This is a genomic window from Actinokineospora xionganensis, assembly GCF_014323725.1.
Classification (GTDB): domain Bacteria; phylum Actinomycetota; class Actinomycetes; order Mycobacteriales; family Pseudonocardiaceae; genus Actinokineospora; species Actinokineospora xionganensis.
In genome coordinates this window covers 390064-406636 of the sequence record NZ_JABVED010000001.1, presented here as the reverse complement: position 1 = coordinate 406636, position 16573 = coordinate 390064, and the positions used below count along the sequence as shown (strand labels likewise).

21 protein-coding genes and 1 pseudogene are annotated in these 16573 nt (G+C 69.5%); 7 read left to right on the top strand and 15 right to left on the bottom strand.

What is annotated here, in order from left to right; translation table 11 throughout:
* The first annotated feature begins 364 nt into the window (after positions 1-364).
* Positions 365-712 (top strand): hypothetical protein, encoded by a 348-nt coding sequence (locus tag GPZ80_RS01925; RefSeq protein WP_187217988.1) that lies wholly within the window; start codon positions 365-367, stop codon positions 710-712.
* Positions 713-762: 50 nt separating this feature from the next.
* Entirely contained in the window at positions 763-1368 is a 606-nt protein-coding gene (locus GPZ80_RS01920; RefSeq protein WP_187217987.1) for a DUF305 domain-containing protein, read from the top strand.
* 110 nt (positions 1369-1478) lie between these two features.
* Here the strand turns inward: GPZ80_RS01920 and GPZ80_RS01915 are convergent, their stop codons facing one another.
* The 4 genes from GPZ80_RS01915 to GPZ80_RS01905 form a co-directional block, all read right to left on the bottom strand.
* Positions 1479-1874: an ATP-binding protein gene (locus tag GPZ80_RS01915; RefSeq protein WP_187217986.1), complete on the bottom strand. Its 396-nt coding sequence runs from the start codon at positions 1872-1874 to the stop codon at positions 1479-1481.
* A 73-nt stretch (positions 1875-1947) separates the two neighbouring features.
* Positions 1948-2406, bottom strand: a complete 459-nt coding sequence (locus GPZ80_RS01910) for a hypothetical protein (RefSeq protein WP_187217985.1) — start codon at positions 2404-2406, stop codon at positions 1948-1950.
* Complete coding sequence (locus GPZ80_RS33255; RefSeq protein ID WP_281401134.1) at positions 2406-2528, bottom strand: VOC family protein; 123 nt, start codon at positions 2526-2528, stop codon at positions 2406-2408. The genes GPZ80_RS01910 and GPZ80_RS33255 overlap by 1 nt, the downstream gene beginning before the upstream one ends.
* 371 nt (positions 2529-2899) lie before the next feature.
* Positions 2900-3055 (bottom strand): hypothetical protein, encoded by a 156-nt coding sequence (locus GPZ80_RS01905; RefSeq protein ID WP_187217984.1) that lies wholly within the window; start codon positions 3053-3055, stop codon positions 2900-2902.
* 362 nt (positions 3056-3417) lie between these two features.
* Between GPZ80_RS01905 and GPZ80_RS01900 the strand changes: the two genes are divergently transcribed.
* Positions 3418-3900: a GyrI-like domain-containing protein gene (locus tag GPZ80_RS01900; protein WP_187217983.1), complete on the top strand. Its 483-nt coding sequence runs from the start codon at positions 3418-3420 to the stop codon at positions 3898-3900.
* Between the two features lie 23 nt (positions 3901-3923).
* Here the strand turns inward: GPZ80_RS01900 and GPZ80_RS01895 are convergent, their stop codons facing one another.
* The 4 genes from GPZ80_RS01895 to GPZ80_RS01880 are packed head-to-tail and all read right to left on the bottom strand — an operon-like array spanning position 3924 to position 7963.
* Positions 3924-5354, bottom strand: a complete 1431-nt coding sequence (locus tag GPZ80_RS01895) for a multicopper oxidase family protein (protein WP_312880054.1) — start codon at positions 5352-5354, stop codon at positions 3924-3926.
* 18 nt (positions 5355-5372) lie between these two features.
* On the bottom strand, positions 5373-5768 hold the full coding sequence (locus GPZ80_RS01890) for a DUF302 domain-containing protein (protein WP_187217982.1): 396 nt from the start codon (positions 5766-5768) through the stop codon (positions 5373-5375).
* 29 nt (positions 5769-5797) lie between these two features.
* Positions 5798-6592 carry a sulfite exporter TauE/SafE family protein gene (locus GPZ80_RS01885; RefSeq protein ID WP_187217981.1) on the bottom strand — a complete coding sequence of 265 codons (795 nt, stop codon included), beginning with the start codon at positions 6590-6592 and terminating at the stop codon, positions 5798-5800.
* Positions 6593-6604: 12 nt separating this feature from the next.
* A complete protein-coding gene (locus tag GPZ80_RS01880) occupies positions 6605-7963 on the bottom strand; it encodes an MBL fold metallo-hydrolase (RefSeq protein WP_187217980.1) in 1359 nt (452 codons plus the stop codon).
* A gap of 141 nt (positions 7964-8104) precedes the next feature.
* On the opposite strand from GPZ80_RS01880, the gene GPZ80_RS34250 reads away from it, so the two are divergent.
* Positions 8105-8266 (top strand): DUF8730 family Cys-rich protein, encoded by a 162-nt coding sequence (locus GPZ80_RS34250; RefSeq protein WP_512699334.1) that lies wholly within the window; start codon positions 8105-8107, stop codon positions 8264-8266.
* A gap of 46 nt (positions 8267-8312) precedes the next feature.
* Here the strand turns inward: GPZ80_RS34250 and GPZ80_RS01875 are convergent, their stop codons facing one another.
* The 4 genes and pseudogenes from GPZ80_RS01875 to GPZ80_RS32370 form a co-directional block, all read right to left on the bottom strand.
* Entirely contained in the window at positions 8313-8576 is a 264-nt protein-coding gene (locus tag GPZ80_RS01875) for a metal-sensitive transcriptional regulator (RefSeq protein WP_187217979.1), read from the bottom strand.
* A gap of 34 nt (positions 8577-8610) precedes the next feature.
* Positions 8611-8970 carry a thioredoxin gene (gene trxA / locus GPZ80_RS01870; protein WP_187217978.1) on the bottom strand — a complete coding sequence of 120 codons (360 nt, stop codon included), beginning with the start codon at positions 8968-8970 and terminating at the stop codon, positions 8611-8613.
* A 59-nt stretch (positions 8971-9029) separates the two neighbouring features.
* Entirely contained in the window at positions 9030-9545 is a 516-nt protein-coding gene (locus GPZ80_RS32375) for a DUF4872 domain-containing protein (RefSeq protein WP_246476698.1), read from the bottom strand.
* A gap of 129 nt (positions 9546-9674) precedes the next feature.
* Positions 9675-10006: pseudogene (locus GPZ80_RS32370) on the bottom strand (BtrH N-terminal domain-containing protein); the annotation flags it as partial.
* Positions 10007-10175: 169 nt separating this feature from the next.
* On the opposite strand from GPZ80_RS32370, the gene GPZ80_RS01860 reads away from it, so the two are divergent.
* Positions 10176-11573 carry a wax ester/triacylglycerol synthase domain-containing protein gene (locus GPZ80_RS01860; RefSeq protein ID WP_187217977.1) on the top strand — a complete coding sequence of 466 codons (1398 nt, stop codon included), beginning with the start codon at positions 10176-10178 and terminating at the stop codon, positions 11571-11573.
* Here the strand turns inward: GPZ80_RS01860 and GPZ80_RS01855 are convergent.
* On the bottom strand, positions 11568-12365 hold the full coding sequence (locus GPZ80_RS01855) for a 2-oxo acid dehydrogenase subunit E2 (RefSeq protein ID WP_187217976.1): 798 nt from the start codon (positions 12363-12365) through the stop codon (positions 11568-11570). The two genes, GPZ80_RS01860 and GPZ80_RS01855, sit on opposite strands and share 6 nt — an antisense overlap.
* A gap of 211 nt (positions 12366-12576) precedes the next feature.
* Here GPZ80_RS01855 and GPZ80_RS01850 point away from each other — a divergent pair, with 211 nt between their 5' ends.
* Entirely contained in the window at positions 12577-13191 is a 615-nt protein-coding gene (locus GPZ80_RS01850; protein WP_187217975.1) for a sigma-70 family RNA polymerase sigma factor, read from the top strand.
* 220 nt (positions 13192-13411) lie between these two features.
* Here the strand turns inward: GPZ80_RS01850 and GPZ80_RS01845 are convergent, their stop codons facing one another.
* On the bottom strand, positions 13412-13657 hold the full coding sequence (locus GPZ80_RS01845) for a hypothetical protein (protein ID WP_187217974.1): 246 nt from the start codon (positions 13655-13657) through the stop codon (positions 13412-13414).
* A 202-nt stretch (positions 13658-13859) separates the two neighbouring features.
* Here GPZ80_RS01845 and GPZ80_RS01840 point away from each other — a divergent pair, with 202 nt between their 5' ends.
* Entirely contained in the window at positions 13860-14846 is a 987-nt protein-coding gene (locus GPZ80_RS01840) for an Acg family FMN-binding oxidoreductase (protein WP_187217973.1), read from the top strand.
* A gap of 21 nt (positions 14847-14867) precedes the next feature.
* Here the strand turns inward: GPZ80_RS01840 and GPZ80_RS01835 are convergent, their stop codons facing one another.
* The gene (locus GPZ80_RS01835; RefSeq protein WP_187217972.1) at positions 14868-16556 is read right to left on the bottom strand and encodes a sensor histidine kinase; all 1689 of its coding nucleotides are present in this window, start codon (positions 16554-16556) and stop codon (positions 14868-14870) included.
* Between the last annotated feature and the right edge of the window lie 17 nt (positions 16557-16573).

The following is a 16573-nucleotide window of genomic DNA, read 5'->3' as shown; positions in this document are numbered from 1 at the left end:
CGTTTCGCATCGGGGATTCGCCGCGGTGGTCATGGCGGTCCTGGTCGGTGTCGGCGTGTGTTGTGTCCACCAGTCCCAGCGGGTGCGGTGGATAACCACTGTGCTGATGCCCGCGGCGCCGACCACGCCGCGGATTGTGCCGTCACGGGCTCCGAACACCATCCTGACCAGCAGTTGGCCGACGCGGCCGTCACAGCACCGGCGTTTGATCGGCAACCTCGCGACCGGCTCAATTCTCGTCGCCGCGCCCTGGCTCGCGCTCAGCGTGATCGGTGTCGCACTGCGCGGTGTCCCTACACGGGCCTGGACCGAGCCAAGTTGGTGCATCCGGTCCGGCTCAGGGGCGGCGATTACAGTGGACACGGTGAAGGCGAGGACACGCGGGGCGCTGCTGGGCTGGATGCTGCTCTGTGCCCTTGCCTTCGGCGTCCTCGCCATGCACCACGTCAGCTCCATACCGGCGACCGCCCACGTCGCGGTCGCCGTGGAGACAGGGCACGGTCACCCCGCCCCCAGCGAGGAATGCGGCCATGACGAGCAGCACGCGTGCAAGGCCGTGCTCAGTGCGGCGGGAACCGCGCACGCGGCGGCGCAACCCGCCGTCCTGATCGACTCCCCCGACGACCGGGTCTCGACGTTCCAGATCTGCCCGGGAAAACCGGCATTGGCCGGGCGATTACTCCTCACCTCGGTGTGCGTGTTCCGACTGTAAATCTCCAGCTCGGACCACATTTGCCAACGCACATGAGACCAGGAGTCAGAATGAACTTCCGCACGATCGGAATCAGCTTCGCCGCCGCCATCACCGTCGCGACACTGAGCGCCTGCGGCGCCGACGACACCATGGCGGGCCATGGGATGTCCACAACGAACCCTCCCGCGGCAAGTGGGACGCAGAACGGCCAGAACGACCGGGACGTCACATTCGCCCAGGAGATGATCCCGCACCACGCGCAGGCCTTGGAGATGGCCGAACTGGTGCCCGACCGCAGCGAGAACGCCCAGGTCCGTGACCTCGCCGAGCGCATCCGCAAGGCGCAGGACCCGGAGATCAACCAGATGCGCGACATGCTCGCGCGCTGGGGCGCGCCCGCTCCGACCACGTCCGCGGGCGCACACGGCGGCGGTCACGAGGGCAAGCCGGGGATGATGTCGGCCGACGAGATGACCAAGCTCGGCCAGGTCCGTGGCACCGAGTTCGACAAGCTGTGGCTCGGCATGATGATCAGGCACCACGAGGGCGCCGTCGAGATGGCCAAGGATGAACTCGCGAGGGGATCGGACGCCGAGACCAAGGCACTCGCCCAGAAAATCATCGACGGCCAGCAGGCCGAGATCACCGAGATGCAGGACCTGATCCAGTCCTGACGTGGCGAGCTGGGGGCGGTCCTCGACGGGTCGCCCCCACTCCTGCTGTGATCGCGATACCCGTTGCCACAACGGATCGAACGTGAACGGCCTACGTGAATCATCGGGGGTCACTCAGTGCACGAGATCAACGCCCACACCGTCTTTCCGCCGTCCTGCCGCGTGACCCCCCACTCGTCGGAGAGTCTGTCGACGATGACGAGGCCTCGGCCGCGCAGATCGCCGAACCGGGAGCGGCCCAGGACCGGTTCCCCAGGTGACGCGTCCTCGACCTCCACCCGGACCCGGCAAGGCTCGCGGCTGTGCTGTATGCGCAGGACACAAGCGGTTTGGGCGTGTTCGTAGGCGTTGGTGACCAGCTCGGTGCACACGAGCAGGACGGCCTGTAGATGATCGTCGCCGACATCGGCCAAGGCGGTGGCGGCCCATTGGCGGACCCGCACCAGTGGTGGCAATTGCTCGGTGGGCAGGTCGATGCTCAGCGGCGGATCTCCATCAGGGCTCATGCGCCGGCGCCTTCCCGGTGGCGCCCTGTCCTTTCAAGGCGCGTGTGCGGAAGATACCCAGTGTCGGCGAGGCTCAACCGGAGACACCGCGCACTCGACGAGGACCTCCGGGCATCTCGTCCTTGGCTTCACCGCCGCGAACAACACCGCCGCGGACGCGGTCATCCTCGCGCTCGGTATCCCGCTGGTGGTCGTGCGACTCGACGGAGGGCTTGACGCCTCGCCTGGCCTCCCAGTGCTGGGCGTTCCAGCCGGTGCCAGGCTCGACGACATCCACGGCTTCCCGGTCGTCGGACCATTCGCGACCGCGCGGGACAGGCGCCCGCCGACGTCGAGGTTCACCTGCGCCACCACGGGACGCTCCGCCGCCGGGCCCTCGGGTCTGGTCAGCGGCGCGCGCGGAAACCGGGTCGTGGGCGAGTGGGATTGCCTCGGCGACCTTGTTCCGCGCGTAATCGGCTGTGCCCTGCGGGAATGTGCCGTGTTCCGAGCCCCGCATGTCTGGAGCGGCGATCGGCTTGTGTCTGCCCATCAGTCCTCCTCACGACTCGCGGTTTCGGGGACAGGCACGTTCTCGTCGCCCTGGAACAGGCCGATCAGGTTGCCCTCGGTGTCCCTCACATGCGCCGACCAACCGATAGACGGGATCGGCATCTTGCCCGCCACGACGGACCCACCGGCCTCTGCCACCCGTTCCAGCGCCCGTCGATGTCGTCGACCCCGACGTAGACCAGCACTCCCTCGGGTGCCTGCGCGCGGGGAGTCATGGCGCCCTCCGCGCCGGTTCCGACACCAGGCTGTTCATAGGACAACTCGTCGTCGTCGAGTCCTTCAGGACCGCCAACAGGTCCAGGAAGTCCCTCGGTCCCGCGGCGACGAGGAATCCCCTCTGTGGCGGCAGTTCCCTGGCGAACAGACTGCGGGTGGGTCCTCGGTCATCCCCCCATCGCGGATTGGTCGGCGCCATCCCGAGCTCATACCGGAACCGCGCACAGTCCTGGCATGACAGCCTCCGCTCGCCGGACCTAGTGCCACCCGCCGACGACCAGCGCGAGCACGAGTGCGGCGATGACGACGATGCCGATCACGGCGGTGATCAAGACCAGGTCCACCACCGCGCGCGCGGGCGAGCGCATCGCGCCCCGACCTCGATCGTGCGTGCTCGCATAGCGATGGGACATCGTGATTGGGTGCAGCCGCCGGCAGGGGCCGTGCGTCATCGGACTCGCCGCCTTCCGTTGCCGGGACCAGGTTGTCGATGTCACCGTCACCGACATGGCGCGCGGCGGTCCAGGGACCAACGACCCGCCCACCAAGGGACCTCGGATGCCGGCACGAGCGTCGGCGACGAAGGCCCCCGTCCGGCCGCGACCAAAGGCCCCGGCGGCGGCGGTGCGCGACGGACCACACTGGACCTACACCAGGAGGTGGCGGCCATGCGGTTCTTGGACAGGGCGGACGGGGGAAGACGGCTCGCACGACGTCTGACTCCGCCGAGCCACAGCTCCCGGAGGTGCGGCTCCAGGAAGAAAGGCGGTCCATGATGTCCTACGCGGTGAATTTCAAGGAAGTCGAACCGAGCACCGTGTTGTGCAGCCGGATGTCCGTGCCTGCTGACCGGGTCCCGGAGGCCGTGCGGTCGGCCGTGGTGGACCTCGCGGGCAGGGCGTATGACATCGACCTGTCCACCTGTGGAGCACCTGATGTCACCTATTTCAACGGGTTTCAGCCCGGCCGCACCGTCGAGATCGAGACCAGCCTGCCGGTCATCGAGAAGCCGGGGCGCCACGACAGTGACATTCTCACGCGACGACCGGGTGGACTCGTGGCGCACGTCTTCCACAAAGGACCGTACGACGACATCCGGGACGCCTACGACGCGCTGCTGATCCGGGTCCACGATGCGGGCTACGACCTGGCGGGGCACCCGACCGAGACCTATCTCATCGGACCGTGGGACACGGCAGGCACCGAGGACTACCTGACCGAGATCAGCGTCCCCGTCCGCAAGCCCGCCGTCGGCTAGATCCCGCACCAGCTGCCCTGCGATCAGGACTGGTAGCCGAGCACGGCCATCATCCCGGCTTCGGCGTGATACGTGTTGTGACAGTGGATCATCCACTGGCCCGGGTTGTCGGCGTCGAAGACGCAGTCGACGCTCTGGCCGGGCAGGACGACCGCGGTGTCCTTGCGCGGGCCGGAATCGCCGAGCTGGAAGGTGTGGCCGTGCAGGTGCATCGGGTGCCACATCATCGTGTTGTTGACGAACCGCAGCCGGACTCGCTGCCCTTCTCGGACAAGGGACCTGGCGTCGAGGTCGTTGGCGCGGCCGTTGATCCCCCATTCGTAGCCCATCATCGCGCCGGTGAGGGCGACGCGGTGAACGACATCAGGTGATTTCGCGGGCAGCGCGACCGCTGGGGTGGCCGACAGGTCCGGGTAGCCGATCGTCACCCGGGTCAGCTCGGCGGGTCGGGACCCGGGACCGGGTGGGGCGCCCGCGCCGGTGCGCGCGATCGCCAGAGCGGTGGCGTTCTTGCCCTCGGCCACCGCCACCAGCGGGAACACGCCGTCGGCGAGGGTGACCAGGACGTCGTAGCGCTCGCCCATGCCGATCAGCACCGCGTCGGTGTCGACAGGGATGATCGGGTAGCCGTCGGTGTGGGTGACCGTCATGCGGTGTCCGCCGAGCGCGACGCGGAACGCGGTGTCGGAGCCCGCGTTGATGAATCGGATCCGCACCCGCTGTCCGGGGCGGGCCGTGAAGGTGGTCGGTGCCGCCGCGATTCGGCCGTTGATGAGGTAGTGCGGGTAGGAGACATCCCCGCCGAGCACCCGGCCGCCGGCGCCGCGCATGGCATGGCCGCCGCGTCCGCGCAGGTCGGCGAGCACCTGGTCCGGGTCCGTGCCCGTGCCGTCGATCCAGTCGTCGAGAACGACGACCCATTCCGCGTCGTGGGCACCGGGGTCGGCTGGGTCCTCGACGATGAGGGGCGCGTACAGCCCGCGGTCGAGTTGGGTGCCGGTGTGCGGGTGCAGCCAGTGGGTGCCCGGCGTCGCCGCGGTGAACCGGTAGGTGAAGTCCGTGGTCGAGGCTATCGGGGGCTGGGTCAGGTGCGGCGCGCCGTCCATGTCGTTGCGCAGCGCCAAACCGTGCCAGTGGATCGAGGTGTCCACGGGCAGCCGGTTGACCAGCCTTGCCTCGATCGTGTCACCGGCGGCGACACGCATCTCGCGACCGGGCACCGCGCCGTCATAGGTCCAGGTGTCGACTATCGGCCCACCGAGGTCGACCCTGCTGGGCGTCGCGGTGAGGGTGAACGACCGGGTGCGGCCGGTGCCGTGGCGGGCCGCTTCGACCTCGCCCACCCGCGGGTCGGCGGGCAGGACCAGTCGGGAGGTGCTCACGGCCGGAGCGCAGGCGCTGAGCATCCCGAGCGCGGTCGCACCGAGGAACGCCCGGCGGTTGAGTGGACTCACGGCGTGTTCCCCTCCGCGCTACGACGCCGTCAGAGTCTGGAGGGCGGCGCGGATTCGTGTGCCCGCCTCCTCCGCGACCGGGCGGAGCTCTTCGCGCTCGGGCACGTCGATCATCACGCGCGGATCGAGTGCTTGGACCAGGGTGCGGTCGGCGCCGTCCGCGCGGACCACGACGTTGCACGGCAGCAGCAGGCCGATCATGCGGTCGACCTCCAGCGCGCGGTAGGCCAGCGATGGGTTGCACGCGCCGAGAATGACGTAGGGCTCGATGTCGGCGTCGAGCTTCTCCCGCATCGTCGCCTTGACGTCGATCTCGGTCAGCACCCCGAAACCCTGCTCCTTCAGCGCGGCGCGCACCTCGGCGACGGCGGTCTCATACGGCAGGTCCAGCATGACGCTGAGGTCGTATTTCATGGTAATCCTTCCTTTCCAAAGGGTTTTGGTCATCCGCCGTGCAGAGCGGCGGGAGCAAGCAGGGCCGTGGTCGCGACTCCCACAGCGACAACCAGGACCACATAGGCGAACGCTCGCGTCACGGTCCGCGCCGGGAGCCGGTTGCCGAACAGCCCGGCGATCAGTGACGCGGCGAGGGCCGCCCCGGCGAACACCAGGATGACCCCATAGTCGAGATCCGGCATCGTGGGCGCGTGCGCGGCGAGCGCTCCCAGCGACGTGACCACGATGATGACCAGCGACGTCCCGACCGCCTCCGGCGCGGTCAACCCGAGCAGCATGGTCAGCGCGGGGACGATGACGAACCCGCCGCCGACCCCGAACATCCCGGCCAGCACGCCCACGACCGCGCCGACCGCCAGTGCCTTGGGCAGGCAGCCCCGCCAGTTCACCGCGCCCCCGACGACACGGCAGGCGCCGTCGCGTTCCGCTGTGCCCGTGAGCATCCGCACCGCGACCAGCACCATCAGCACGGCGAAGGCGACCAGCAGCCACCGGTCCGGCAGCCGCTTTCCGAGCGCGGTTCCGGCGAACGCGGCGGGGACGCTCGCCGCGGCGAAGACCAGCGCCACCGGCAGCCGGATCGCCTTCGTCCGCCACCGGGCCGCGAGCCCGCCCGCCGCCGACACCGCAACGACCACCAACGAGGTCGGGACGGCCACCGACAGGGGTTGCCCGAGCCCGTAGACCAAGGCCGGAATGGCAAGGATGGAACCACCCGCGCCGAGCAGGCCCAGGGCGGTGCCGATGCCGACACCGAATGCAGCCGCGGGCAGAATCGCCATGTCGTCCGCGCCTCAGCCCACGGCCATGGGCAGCCCGGCGGGCGCCGCCCGGTCGAACTCGTCGTCCACCGCGACGACCCGGCGACCGGCCGCCGCGAGCACCGACGCGGCGATCGCGGCCCGGTACCCCGCCTGGCAGTGCACCCACACTTCGCCCGCGGGCACGTCGCCGAGCCTGCGCAGCAGGTCCTGCAGTGGGACATGCAGGGCGCCGTCGATGTGGTTGTGGGCCCACTCCAGATCGCGCCGCACGTCGATGACGGTGACCTGCCGGTGGTGGCGGACCGCGGCCAGTTCGCCGAAGCTCGCCCGCGGGAACGTCCCGAGCGGTGCGGCTCCCGCCCACTGCTCGGGTGTGCCGGTGGCGGCCGCCTCGACGCGGTCGATGCCGATTCGGACCAGCTCGCGCTGCGCTTCGGCGACTTGGTCCGCCGTCTCGCCGAGCAGGGTGAGCGGCGTGCCCCACGGGATGAGCCAGCCCAGGTAGGTGGCGAAACCGCCGTCGATGCCGAAGTTCAGGCTGCCGGTCACGTGTCCGGCGGCGAACGCGGTCCGCGACCGGAGGTCCACCACCCACTCCCCCGCCTCGATGCGCGCGCGCACTTCGGCCGGGTCGGCGGTGGCGGGTGGGGTGAGGTCGGGAGCGCCCGGCCCCGCGGTGTTCGCCGGGCCCATGTGGGCGTAGTAGGCCGGGTAGGCGTCCAAACCCGCGAGCAACTCCTCGACGTAGGCCTGTTCGTCGCGCGTCAGCACCGGGTTGACCTGCTTCTCCCGGCCGATCGTCGATCGGCTCGCGTCCGCCTGGGTGGCCGAGCAGAAACTTCCGAAGCCGTGTGTGGGGTAGATCTCGGCCTCGTCCGGCAGGACCGCGGCCAGCCGGTGCGCCGATGCGTGCTGCCGCTTCACCAGTTCCCCGGTGTGGGCAGGACCGAGCAGGTCGGGTCGCCCGGTCGAGCCGTAGAGCAGTGAGCCGCCGGTGAACACCGCCGGGACCCGGCCCGGCACCTCAAGCACGTACGACAAGTGGGTGAACGTGTGCCCTGGCGTCGCCAGAGCGCGCACGCGCATGTGCGGCCCGACTTCGACCACGTCCCCATCCTCGATGGGTGCGCGTTCGAAGGACACCGGATCGGCGACGTTCACGTGGTAGGCGGCACCGGTGGCGCGCGCCAGCGCCAGCCCACCGGTCACGTAGTCGTTGTGGATGTGGGTCTCGAAGACATCCGTGATCCGCAACCCGCGTCGTGCGGCGAGGTGCAGTACCCGGTCGATGTCGCGCTGCGGGTCGACCACGAACGCCGTCTCGCCGTCGCCGACGAGATAGCTCCGGTCGCCCAGGCTTGGTGTGTCGATGCCGATGATCTCGATCATGATGACGCTCCTTATACCCCTAGGGGTATCAGTTTCAGGGTAGCGCGTTATCCGCCCTACGGTGTCGGTCCAGTCGCACTCATACCCCGGGGGGTATGATGACAACAGAAGATGGCCTAACGACCACGAAGGAAAAGTCTGATGTGTCAGAGGATCATGTGCCCGAAGTGCGGAAAGCCGTCCTATCGGGGCTGCGGGAACCACGTCGAGCAGGTTCTGGGCGACGTGCCCGCTTCCCAACGTTGCGCCTGCTCCACGGCGCAGCAGGCACGGAAACCGTGGCGGCTGTTCGGCCGCCGCTGAGGCGCGGGGCGGCCGAACTCAGTCCTTGAGTCGGCCGCCTGGACGCTCAGGCCAGGGCCAGGAACAACTTCTCCAGCTGTTCGCGGTCGGCCGTGCCCTGCGCGGAATCGTCGGACAGGCACTGTTGGAGCCCGCTGGCGATCAGCCGGAACCCGGCCCGGTCCAGCGCCCTGGACACTGCCGCCAGCTGGATGATGACGTCTCGGCAGTCCCGACCGTCCTCCATCATCTGGATCAGACCGCCGACTTGGCCCTGCGCTCGCCGCAGCCGCTTGCGCACGTCGGCGACGACGTCCTCGTTCAGCTCCACACTGACCTCCTCTGATACCCCGCAGGGTACCTGGTCATGGTCGCGCCTGAGCGCTGGAACGCACCTGCGCCATGTCGAGTTCCCGAACTTTCCCGATCAGCTCCTCAAGCGCCGCCGCGGGCAGCGCACCCGCCTGTGAATAGACGACGACGCCGTCGCGCACGGCCATCAGCGTCGGTATCGACGAGATTCCGAACGCCCGCGCGAGGTCGGCCTCGGCCTCGGTGTCCACCTTGCCGAAGGTGATGTCGCCGTGACGCGCGGCGGCCTGCTCGAAGACGGGCGCGAACATCCGGCATGGCCCGCACCACGAGGCCCAGAAGTCGACGAGCACCGTGCCAGGGCGGGTCACGATCTCGGTGAAGTTGTCCTTGGTCAGTTCCACTGTCGCCACGTCGGCCTCCTTGTTCTGTATACCCCCGGGCGTATCAAACAACCGGCGGCAGGCCCGCGTTATTCCCCCTGGGGTGCGCGCGGAACTGCGATCTCGGCCAGCGCACGCATCGCGTCGTGGTCCACCCGCGAAAGATCACGAAGGAGTGCGCCTGCCTGCTTGAGGTCGGCTGTGTCGCCGGTTTCGCCCGCGCAGGCGATCAGCCTGGCGACCTCGGTCCACATGGTGGCGGCCTCGCCGTACATCGTGTGGCCGGTGCGCAGTCGGCTGTCGTCGATCAGGTGAACGCATTCGCCGAGGAAATCGCGGTAGAGATTGCGGAACAGGGCACCGCCGGTCCCGGCCTTCTCCATGAGGAGGGCGGCAAGGGACAGGTCCCGCTGGGGGTTGTCGGTGCGTTCGAGCCATTTCTCCACCCGGCTGGCAGCCTTCTCGATTCCCCGGTATCCGAGATTCGAGATGGGCGGGTTGAGGAAGTCGACGGCGCAGGAATGGATCGCCGCGACGACACGGTCCCGTGATGGGGCCAGTTCACTGGAGGCGGTGATCGTGAAGGAACGGTTCCTCGCCGTCATCGGTCCACGTTCGGCTCTGGCTTTGGCGAGACTGGCCAGACTGGTCGTCACCGCTGCGCCTTGCTGGTCGGTGTCCACCAGGTAGGCGCGGTCGTCGTCATACCCGTACATGGCCACGACATGCCCGCCGAAGTGCACCTTCGACCCGAAATAGTCCAGGTGGTAGCTGTCGAGCTGCAACCCCACCGGTTCCCCGCGTCGATCCGGGCTCTGACATCCTGCCATGCCTTGCGCGGGGACGCGGTCTCCCGCACCGCCAATCCCAACCCCAGTCGGCTGTCGAGGTTCCTGGTGAGTTCGAAGGGTTTGACCCGACCGCCAAGGAAAGGGAAATCCATCCCCTTCCCGTCCCAGTAGACGAAGGCCAGGCCGGAGCCGAGGCCGAACAGCATGGGCTCGGAGCGATCCAGCCCCTCATGTCGCAGCAGCACGCCCAGCGCGGTGGTCTCGCAGTGCCGCATCCCCCGTGTGAAGCACTTTCGATGATCACGTCGAACCTCTCCTCGTCCCGTCGCCTCCCACCTGGAACGCGAGCCTCCCCGAGTTCGTCGCAGATCTGGGAGCGGCCCGCCATCGTTGCGGGACCTTGGACTCTGGCACCCGTCTGGCGTCGGTGTGTCGACTCGGGACATGACTGAGACGGTGCGCCACCAGGGTCGTTCACGGCCGGTCGAGACGGTCGTCGACCGCGCGAGTCCCACGGACCTGGCGTTCTTGGCGATGGACACCGGGCAGATTCCCGAGCAGTTCGGCGTGGTGTTGCGGATCGACCAGTCCGGCGCCTTCGACCTCTCTCGGGTCCGACAGCTGCTCGCCGAGCGTGTCCGCTCGGTTCCCCGGCTGCGGCAGCGGCTGATCCGGGTGCCGTTCGGGTGTGGCGGCCCGATCTGGGTCGACGACGACGGGTTCGACATCGGCCGCCAGGTGCGTGCGGTGGCGTGCCCCGCCCCGGGCGACGAACGGGCGCTGCTGGACACCGCCATCTCCGTGATCGCCACACCGCTGCCGCCCGACGCCCCGCTGTGGTCGGCGGTGTGCGTCACCGGCCTCTCCGGCGGAGGGTTCGCCTTGGTGGTCGTGCTGCACCACGTCTTGGCCGACGGTGTGGGTGGGCTCGCCGTCCTCGCGAATCTGGTGGACGGCACAAACGCCACGAACGAAAGCGACTTTCCACGGCCGCGTCCGACCCGGGGCGCGCTCGTCCGCCAAGCGATGGTGGACAGGGTGCGTGCGCTGCGCCGCGGCAGGGCGGCGTGGCGGCTGCTGCGCACGTCGATGGGCGCGGGGGGCGGACTCCGCCCGCCGCAAGCCGCACCGTGCTCGCTGATCCAGCGGACCGGCCCACGTCTGGCGGCCGCGGTGGTCCGGGTCGATCTCGCCGAGCTGCGGCCCGCCGCGCACCGACACGGCGCGACGACGAACGACGCCCTGCTGGTGGCTGTCGCGGGGGCGTTGCGCCGGGTGCTCAGTGCCAGAAAGGAGACCGTAGACCGCATCGCCATGGCGGTGCCGGTGTCCGGGCGATCGGGCGCGGGGCCGGAATTGGGGAACATGGTCTCCCCACTGCTCGTCCAGGTACCCACGGCAGGCGACGTCGGTCAGCGCCTTCGGACAGTCGCCGCCGAGGTCCGCGCGCACAAGGCCGAGGCGACCGGGCCGCCGCCGATCGCCGTGCTGGGCTGGCTGTTCCGGCCGCTCGCCGCACTCGGGGGCTACCGGTGGTACATGAACCACCAACACCGCCTGCACACGCTTGTGAGCCACGTCCGCGTGCCCGGCGGGCGGCTGGCCTTCGATGGATCACCGATCACCTCGGCGATTCCCCTCGCCCTGGCCGACGGCGGCAACATGACCGCCTGCTTCGACGTCGTGTCCTATGCGGGCACGATGACCGTCACGGCGATCGTCGACCCGGATCACTTCCCGGACCTCGAGACACTGACCGCGGGCCTACGCGCCGAACTGGACCTGATCATCCGAACCGCGGGCGCGCACGACTCGGCCGAGACCCCTGGCGCTCGGTCATGACGGCTCGAACGCGCTCGGGTTCGAGCAGTAGCGGCGGACGGCGTCGGCCATTCGGGCGGTGTGGCTGCCGTCCGCGTAGCGGTGGTCCACCGTCGCTGTGAGTGTCAGCACGGGACGCGCCCGCACCTCGCCGTCCACCACCATCGGCCGCGATTCCACCGCGCCGACCAGCACCAGCAGCGGCACCCGGTAGTACCGGGCCAGCGGCGAGTAGGCGATCCGCACGCCCCACATGCCGACGGAGGTGACCATGGCGGCCCCGAAGGCCTGGCGCGGCATGCCCAGCGGGCTCAGGTCCAGGTTGAGGTCGGAGGTGAGCCAGGCGGCCAGGTTCAGCACCCGGCGCAACACCATGGGCGGAAGCACGGCCAGCATCCGCTTGCTCCTGCCGAACGCCGGGTCCTCACCGCGGGTGATCTGCTCGACGCGTTGGTTCAGCTCGTCGGCGATCCGAACCGCGGGCTTCGTGTCCGCGTCACTGATCTTCACCCCCGTGAGCTCGCGCCCGCCGTCGGTGGCCACGATGAAGAACACGTCGATGGACTCCCTGGGATGAGTCCGGCCGAACGCGAGCCGGGCGCACATCTCGGGAACCTCGGCGAGTCCGTACGCCACCGCCCGGCCGACCAGGTGGGTCATCGTCAGCCTGGTCCCGGTGTGCTCCCTGATGTATTCCACATAGGACAACATCGCCGAGGCGTCGATCTCCAGTTCGCCGTAGAACTGGGGATCGTCCGGCGGTCGCCAACTGGAACCCGCGAGCTTGCGCCATCCACGCACGCGTTCAGTCATCCAACGAGCGTGGCGGGCACAAACCCGCCACAGCGACGGCCATAGGACCTCGAAGTGCCACCCAAGGTCCTGACCGTGGGTTCCTGGCCATATGGCCGGTCAAGGCAGGGACTTTCGACCCGCCGAACAAGTGCCGCTGGAACGCGGACTTCTCGCATCCGGGACGACACGATTGTTCGAGCATCGCCCCCGCCCGGACCGGAGACAGCCCATGACCAAGGACACCGCAGACATCGCCCGACTCCTGGAGCGAACCAGGGCGGGCGAACACCAGGCCACCTCGGTCCTGTTCTCGCTGCTCCGGCAGCGCGTGTTGCCGTTTTGTCGACGCCGGACCCACGGCTGGAACCGGGCCGCCGCCGACGCCGACGACATCGCCCAGGAGGTCTGCCTCGCTGTCATGGTCTCCCTGTCCTCCGGTCGCGCGACCTGGGACGAGCGGTCGTTCTGGCCTTTGGTCTTCGGCATCGCCGAACACAAGATCGCCGACGAGCGCAGGCGGGTGATTCGCGACCGCTCCGATCCGCGGGCGGAACTGCCGGACGATTTCGGGAACGACGCCGGACCTGAGGAGCAGGCGGTGCGCGGCGAATCGGTCCGTGCCCTGTCGCGACTGCTGAGCATCCTTCCCGACCATCAGCGTGAGTTGCTCTGGTGGCGCTTGGGCCTGGGCATGAGCGCGGCCGAGGTCGCCCAAGCCCTGGGCTGCTCGACCGGGTCCGTGCGGGTACGCCAACACCGGGCGCTGACCCGGCTGCGCAAACACCTCGAAGCGGGCGGCCGGGCCCTCCCGAGCACGGCTTTGGATGCCCTGGCCTGCGCCTGACGCGGTCAGCGGAACCTCAGGACCACTCGCGACGAGCAACCCGCCCGCCACACACGGCGATGACGCGCACGCGGACGTCAACGCCCGTGCGCGAACACGACAGCGGCACAACGCTCGACGGGGGCGTCCCGCCACATCGATGACGGTGCCGCCCGTACGCCCCCTTGACCAGCCGGTGGTCCGGCAGGCCCAGGACACAGCGATCGGTGGGCCGCGTCGGTCAGTGTCCGGTCGCGGCGCCGAGCAGGGTCGACGAGAGCGTGCGGGCAGCCTCACGCTCGGCGATCGAGCGCCGAGGCTGCGCCGGGATGGCGACATCCTCCGGCCGCGGTTCGGCCAGTCCCTCGGCGGCACTGAGACCGAGCATGTCCAACAGCACCGCGAGTTCCTCGGCGTTCTCGGCCTGGCTCGCCAACACCCTGGCGGCGAGGTGGCGCTTCCTCGATTCCTGCTCCGTGCCGCTCATCGAGTCCTGCCTTTCTTCACCGTCTCCTGCTTCCGATCCCAGGAAACCGCAAACAGCGGGGTCCTCCACAGGGAGTCTGGTCAGGACTGTGCGGGACCTTTGTCCCGTCGAGCCCTTCAGCCCGCATTGACGGGACTTCCCACTCTGTGTAAAACCACACCGCCACCGCAAGCTGAGGTAGGAACAGCGAGAGGTGACAGTGATGCTCAACAACGAAACCCTGGTCGTGCCGGACACCGACACGGTGCGGGCGGCACTGGATCTCGCCTGCCGCGCGCCGTCGGTGCACAACTCCCAGCCCTGGCGCTGGCGCGTGGGCGGCTCGACGGTGGACCTGTTCGCCGACTGGAGCAGGCACCTGCCCGGGACCGACCCGGACGGGCGGGACCTGCTGGTGAGCTGCGGCGCCCTGCTGCACCACACGAAGGTGGCGTTCGCCGCGTTCGGGTGGCAGACCCAGGTCCACCGGATGCCCGATCCGGGCGATCCCCACCACCTGGCCACGATCGGGTTCGCCCCCGGTGAGGCCGACCGGTCCGATCTTGCCTTGGCCGCGGCGATCCTGCGCAGGCGTTCCGACCGGCGTGCCTACAGCGCGACCGCGCTGTCCGCGAATGTCTTGGCCACCCTGGCCGCCGCCGCGGACGCGAACGGGGCGGTCCTCGCCCCCATCACGAGCCCAGCTGCCCGTGCCCCGCTGGTCGCGGCGATCGCCCGGGCCACGGCGAAGCAGAACCGCGACCCCCGGTACCGCGAGGAGATCGCCCGCTGGAGCGGCAGGCAGGCCACGTCGCCCGACGGCGTCGCGTCGTCGAACACCGTGACCGCGGCGAGCTATGGCGCCATCGCCCTTCGCGACTTCGCCGCCCCGGCCATCGAGGTGCTCAGCCAGGTCTCGGGCGCGGGCCAGTTGCTGGTGCTGGCCACGACTTCCGACGACACGCTGTCGCGGTTGCGCGCGGGCGAGGCCTCCAGCGCCGTCCTGCTCGCCGCCACCGTCGCCCGGCTGGCCGTATGCCCGCTGACCCAGCCTCTCGAAGTCGAGTCGACCCGTGCGCTCGTGCGCGACACGGTCCTCGGCGGCGCACTCTTCCCGCAGATGGTGCTCCGGGTGGGTCTGTCGCGGCGCGGCGACCTGGCGTTGCCGACCACAGCACGCCGGCGGTTGGACGACATGCTCACGGCGTGACAGTCGTCGCCCGGTCGGCGGTCAGGCCAGTGGGACCCGCCAGACCACTCTCGTGCCGCCGCCTTCGGGCGCGGATATCTCGACCGTGCCGTGGGCGCGCGAGGCGCGGCGGGAGATGTTGGCCAGGCCGCTGCGCTTGCCCCGTTCGGCGATCCCGACCCCGTCGTCGGTGACCTCGATGGTCAGTTCGTCGCCCGCCTCGATGACGACCGTGATCTCCGAGGCGTTGGCGTGGCGCACTGCGTTGCCCATGGCCTCGCGGAGCGCCGCCTCGGCGTGCTCGACGAGGCCCGCGGGCACCAGGGTGTCCACCGCGCCTGAGATGCGGACCGCGGGCGAGACCGGCGACCCCGCACTCGTCTGGGCGACGATGTCGAGCAACCGTCTGCGCAGACTCACCGCGGCGCTCGCACGACTCTCGGTGTGCAGGTCGAAGATGGACGTGCGGATCTCCCGGACGATCTGGTCAAGTTGCTCGACCGCCTGACGCACCCGCGCGCGCACGTCCTCGTCGGCGATGCGCCGGAGCGCGCCCTGCAGACTCATCCCGGTGGCGTAAAGGCGTTGAATCACGTGGTCGTGCAGGTCCTGGCCGATCCGGTCACGGTCGGCGAGCACGTCGAGGAGCCGCAAGTTGCGCTGGCTGTCGGCGAACTCCAGGGCCACCGCCGCCTGCCCGGCGAACGAGGCCAGCAGCTCAGCCTGGTCAGCGGCGAACTGGGCGCCGGACTTGCCCCGAGCGGCGAGCAGAATTCCGCCGGTGTTGCTCAAGGGCACCGCCAACGCCGGTCCCAACGCGGTCGAGATGGGCCCGAGGTTCGCACCGAGGTGGCGCGAAGGGTCGAGCATGATCATCGGATCACCCGAGCTGAAGACCCCGTCGAGATCGGACACCTCCGCCCCGACAACCAACTCACTGTCCATGCCCGCCGCGGCCGCGACGCGCAGCAGACCCTGGTCAGCGGTGTCACCGAGGAGGATCAAGGCCACCTCGGCGTCGGCAAGGTCGACAACCCGCTCGGCGATCAGCGTCAGTGAGTCCTCCTGCGAGGCGCCCGCCAGCAGAGCGGCGTTGATCTCACTGGTCGCGGCCAACCACCGTTCCCGGATCCGGGACCGCTCGAACAGCCTGGCGTTCTCGATGGCGACACCGGCCGCGCTCGCCAGTGCCCTGATCACGATCTCGTCGTCGGAGGTGAACTCGGCCCCACCACGCTTCTCGGTCAGGTAGAGATTGCCGAAGACCTCGCCGCGCACATGCACCGGCGTGCCCAGGAAGCTGCGCATCGGCGGGTGGTTCGGCGGCAAGCCCACCGAGGCCGGGTGCTTGCTCAGGTCCGCGAGCCGGATCGGCACCGGATGCTTGATGAGCAGCCCCAACAGGCCACGGCCTTCGGGCAGGTGCCCCATCGTCTGCCGCTCCTGCGGGTGGATGCCCTCGAAGACGAACTCCGAAAGTCCTTCACCCTCGCCCAACACGCCCAGCGCTCCGTACTGGGCGTCGACCAGTTCGACCGCGACCTGCACGATCCGCAGCAACGTCGATTCAAGCTCGAGCCCGGCGCCGACGACCACGACGGCGTCGAGCAGGCGCTGCAGTCGGTCGCTTGTCTGGCGCACCTCGGTCAGGCGCTCCTGCAACTCACCCAGGAGCTCGTCGAGCCGCAGCCCGGACAAGGACACGCGCACGCGATCACCCGGTGCGGACATCAGGAACCAGCCGCCTG

Excerpts from the sequence above, each read along its gene's own strand:
- GPZ80_RS01920 (WP_187217987.1), top strand. The coding sequence starts at position 763 with ATGAACTTCCGCACGATCGGAATCAGCTTCGCCGCCGCCATCACCGTC.
- GPZ80_RS01915 (WP_187217986.1), bottom strand. The coding sequence starts at position 1,874 with ATGAGCCCTGATGGAGATCCGCCGCTGAGCATCGACCTGCCCACCGAG.
- GPZ80_RS01910 (WP_187217985.1), bottom strand. The coding sequence starts at position 2,406 with ATGGGCAGACACAAGCCGATCGCCGCTCCAGACATGCGGGGCTCGGAA.
- GPZ80_RS33255 (WP_281401134.1), bottom strand. The coding sequence starts at position 2,528 with ATGCCGATCCCGTCTATCGGTTGGTCGGCGCATGTGAGGGACACCGAG.
- GPZ80_RS01905 (WP_187217984.1), bottom strand. The coding sequence starts at position 3,055 with ATGTCCCATCGCTATGCGAGCACGCACGATCGAGGTCGGGGCGCGATG.
- GPZ80_RS01900 (WP_187217983.1), top strand. The coding sequence starts at position 3,418 with ATGTCCTACGCGGTGAATTTCAAGGAAGTCGAACCGAGCACCGTGTTG.
- GPZ80_RS01890 (WP_187217982.1), bottom strand. The coding sequence starts at position 5,768 with ATGAAATACGACCTCAGCGTCATGCTGGACCTGCCGTATGAGACCGCC.
- GPZ80_RS01885 (WP_187217981.1), bottom strand. The coding sequence starts at position 6,592 with ATGGCGATTCTGCCCGCGGCTGCATTCGGTGTCGGCATCGGCACCGCC.
- GPZ80_RS01880 (WP_187217980.1), bottom strand. The coding sequence starts at position 7,963 with ATGATCGAGATCATCGGCATCGACACACCAAGCCTGGGCGACCGGAGC.
- GPZ80_RS34250 (WP_512699334.1), top strand. The coding sequence starts at position 8,105 with ATGTGTCAGAGGATCATGTGCCCGAAGTGCGGAAAGCCGTCCTATCGG.
- GPZ80_RS32375 (WP_246476698.1), bottom strand. The coding sequence starts at position 9,545 with ATGACGGCGAGGAACCGTTCCTTCACGATCACCGCCTCCAGTGAACTG.
- GPZ80_RS01860 (WP_187217977.1), top strand. The coding sequence starts at position 10,176 with ATGACTGAGACGGTGCGCCACCAGGGTCGTTCACGGCCGGTCGAGACG.
- GPZ80_RS01855 (WP_187217976.1), bottom strand. The coding sequence starts at position 12,365 with ATGACTGAACGCGTGCGTGGATGGCGCAAGCTCGCGGGTTCCAGTTGG.
- GPZ80_RS01850 (WP_187217975.1), top strand. The coding sequence starts at position 12,577 with ATGACCAAGGACACCGCAGACATCGCCCGACTCCTGGAGCGAACCAGG.
- GPZ80_RS01845 (WP_187217974.1), bottom strand. The coding sequence starts at position 13,657 with ATGAGCGGCACGGAGCAGGAATCGAGGAAGCGCCACCTCGCCGCCAGG.
- GPZ80_RS01840 (WP_187217973.1), top strand. The coding sequence starts at position 13,860 with ATGCTCAACAACGAAACCCTGGTCGTGCCGGACACCGACACGGTGCGG.
- GPZ80_RS01835 (WP_187217972.1), bottom strand. The coding sequence starts at position 16,556 with ATGTCCGCACCGGGTGATCGCGTGCGCGTGTCCTTGTCCGGGCTGCGG.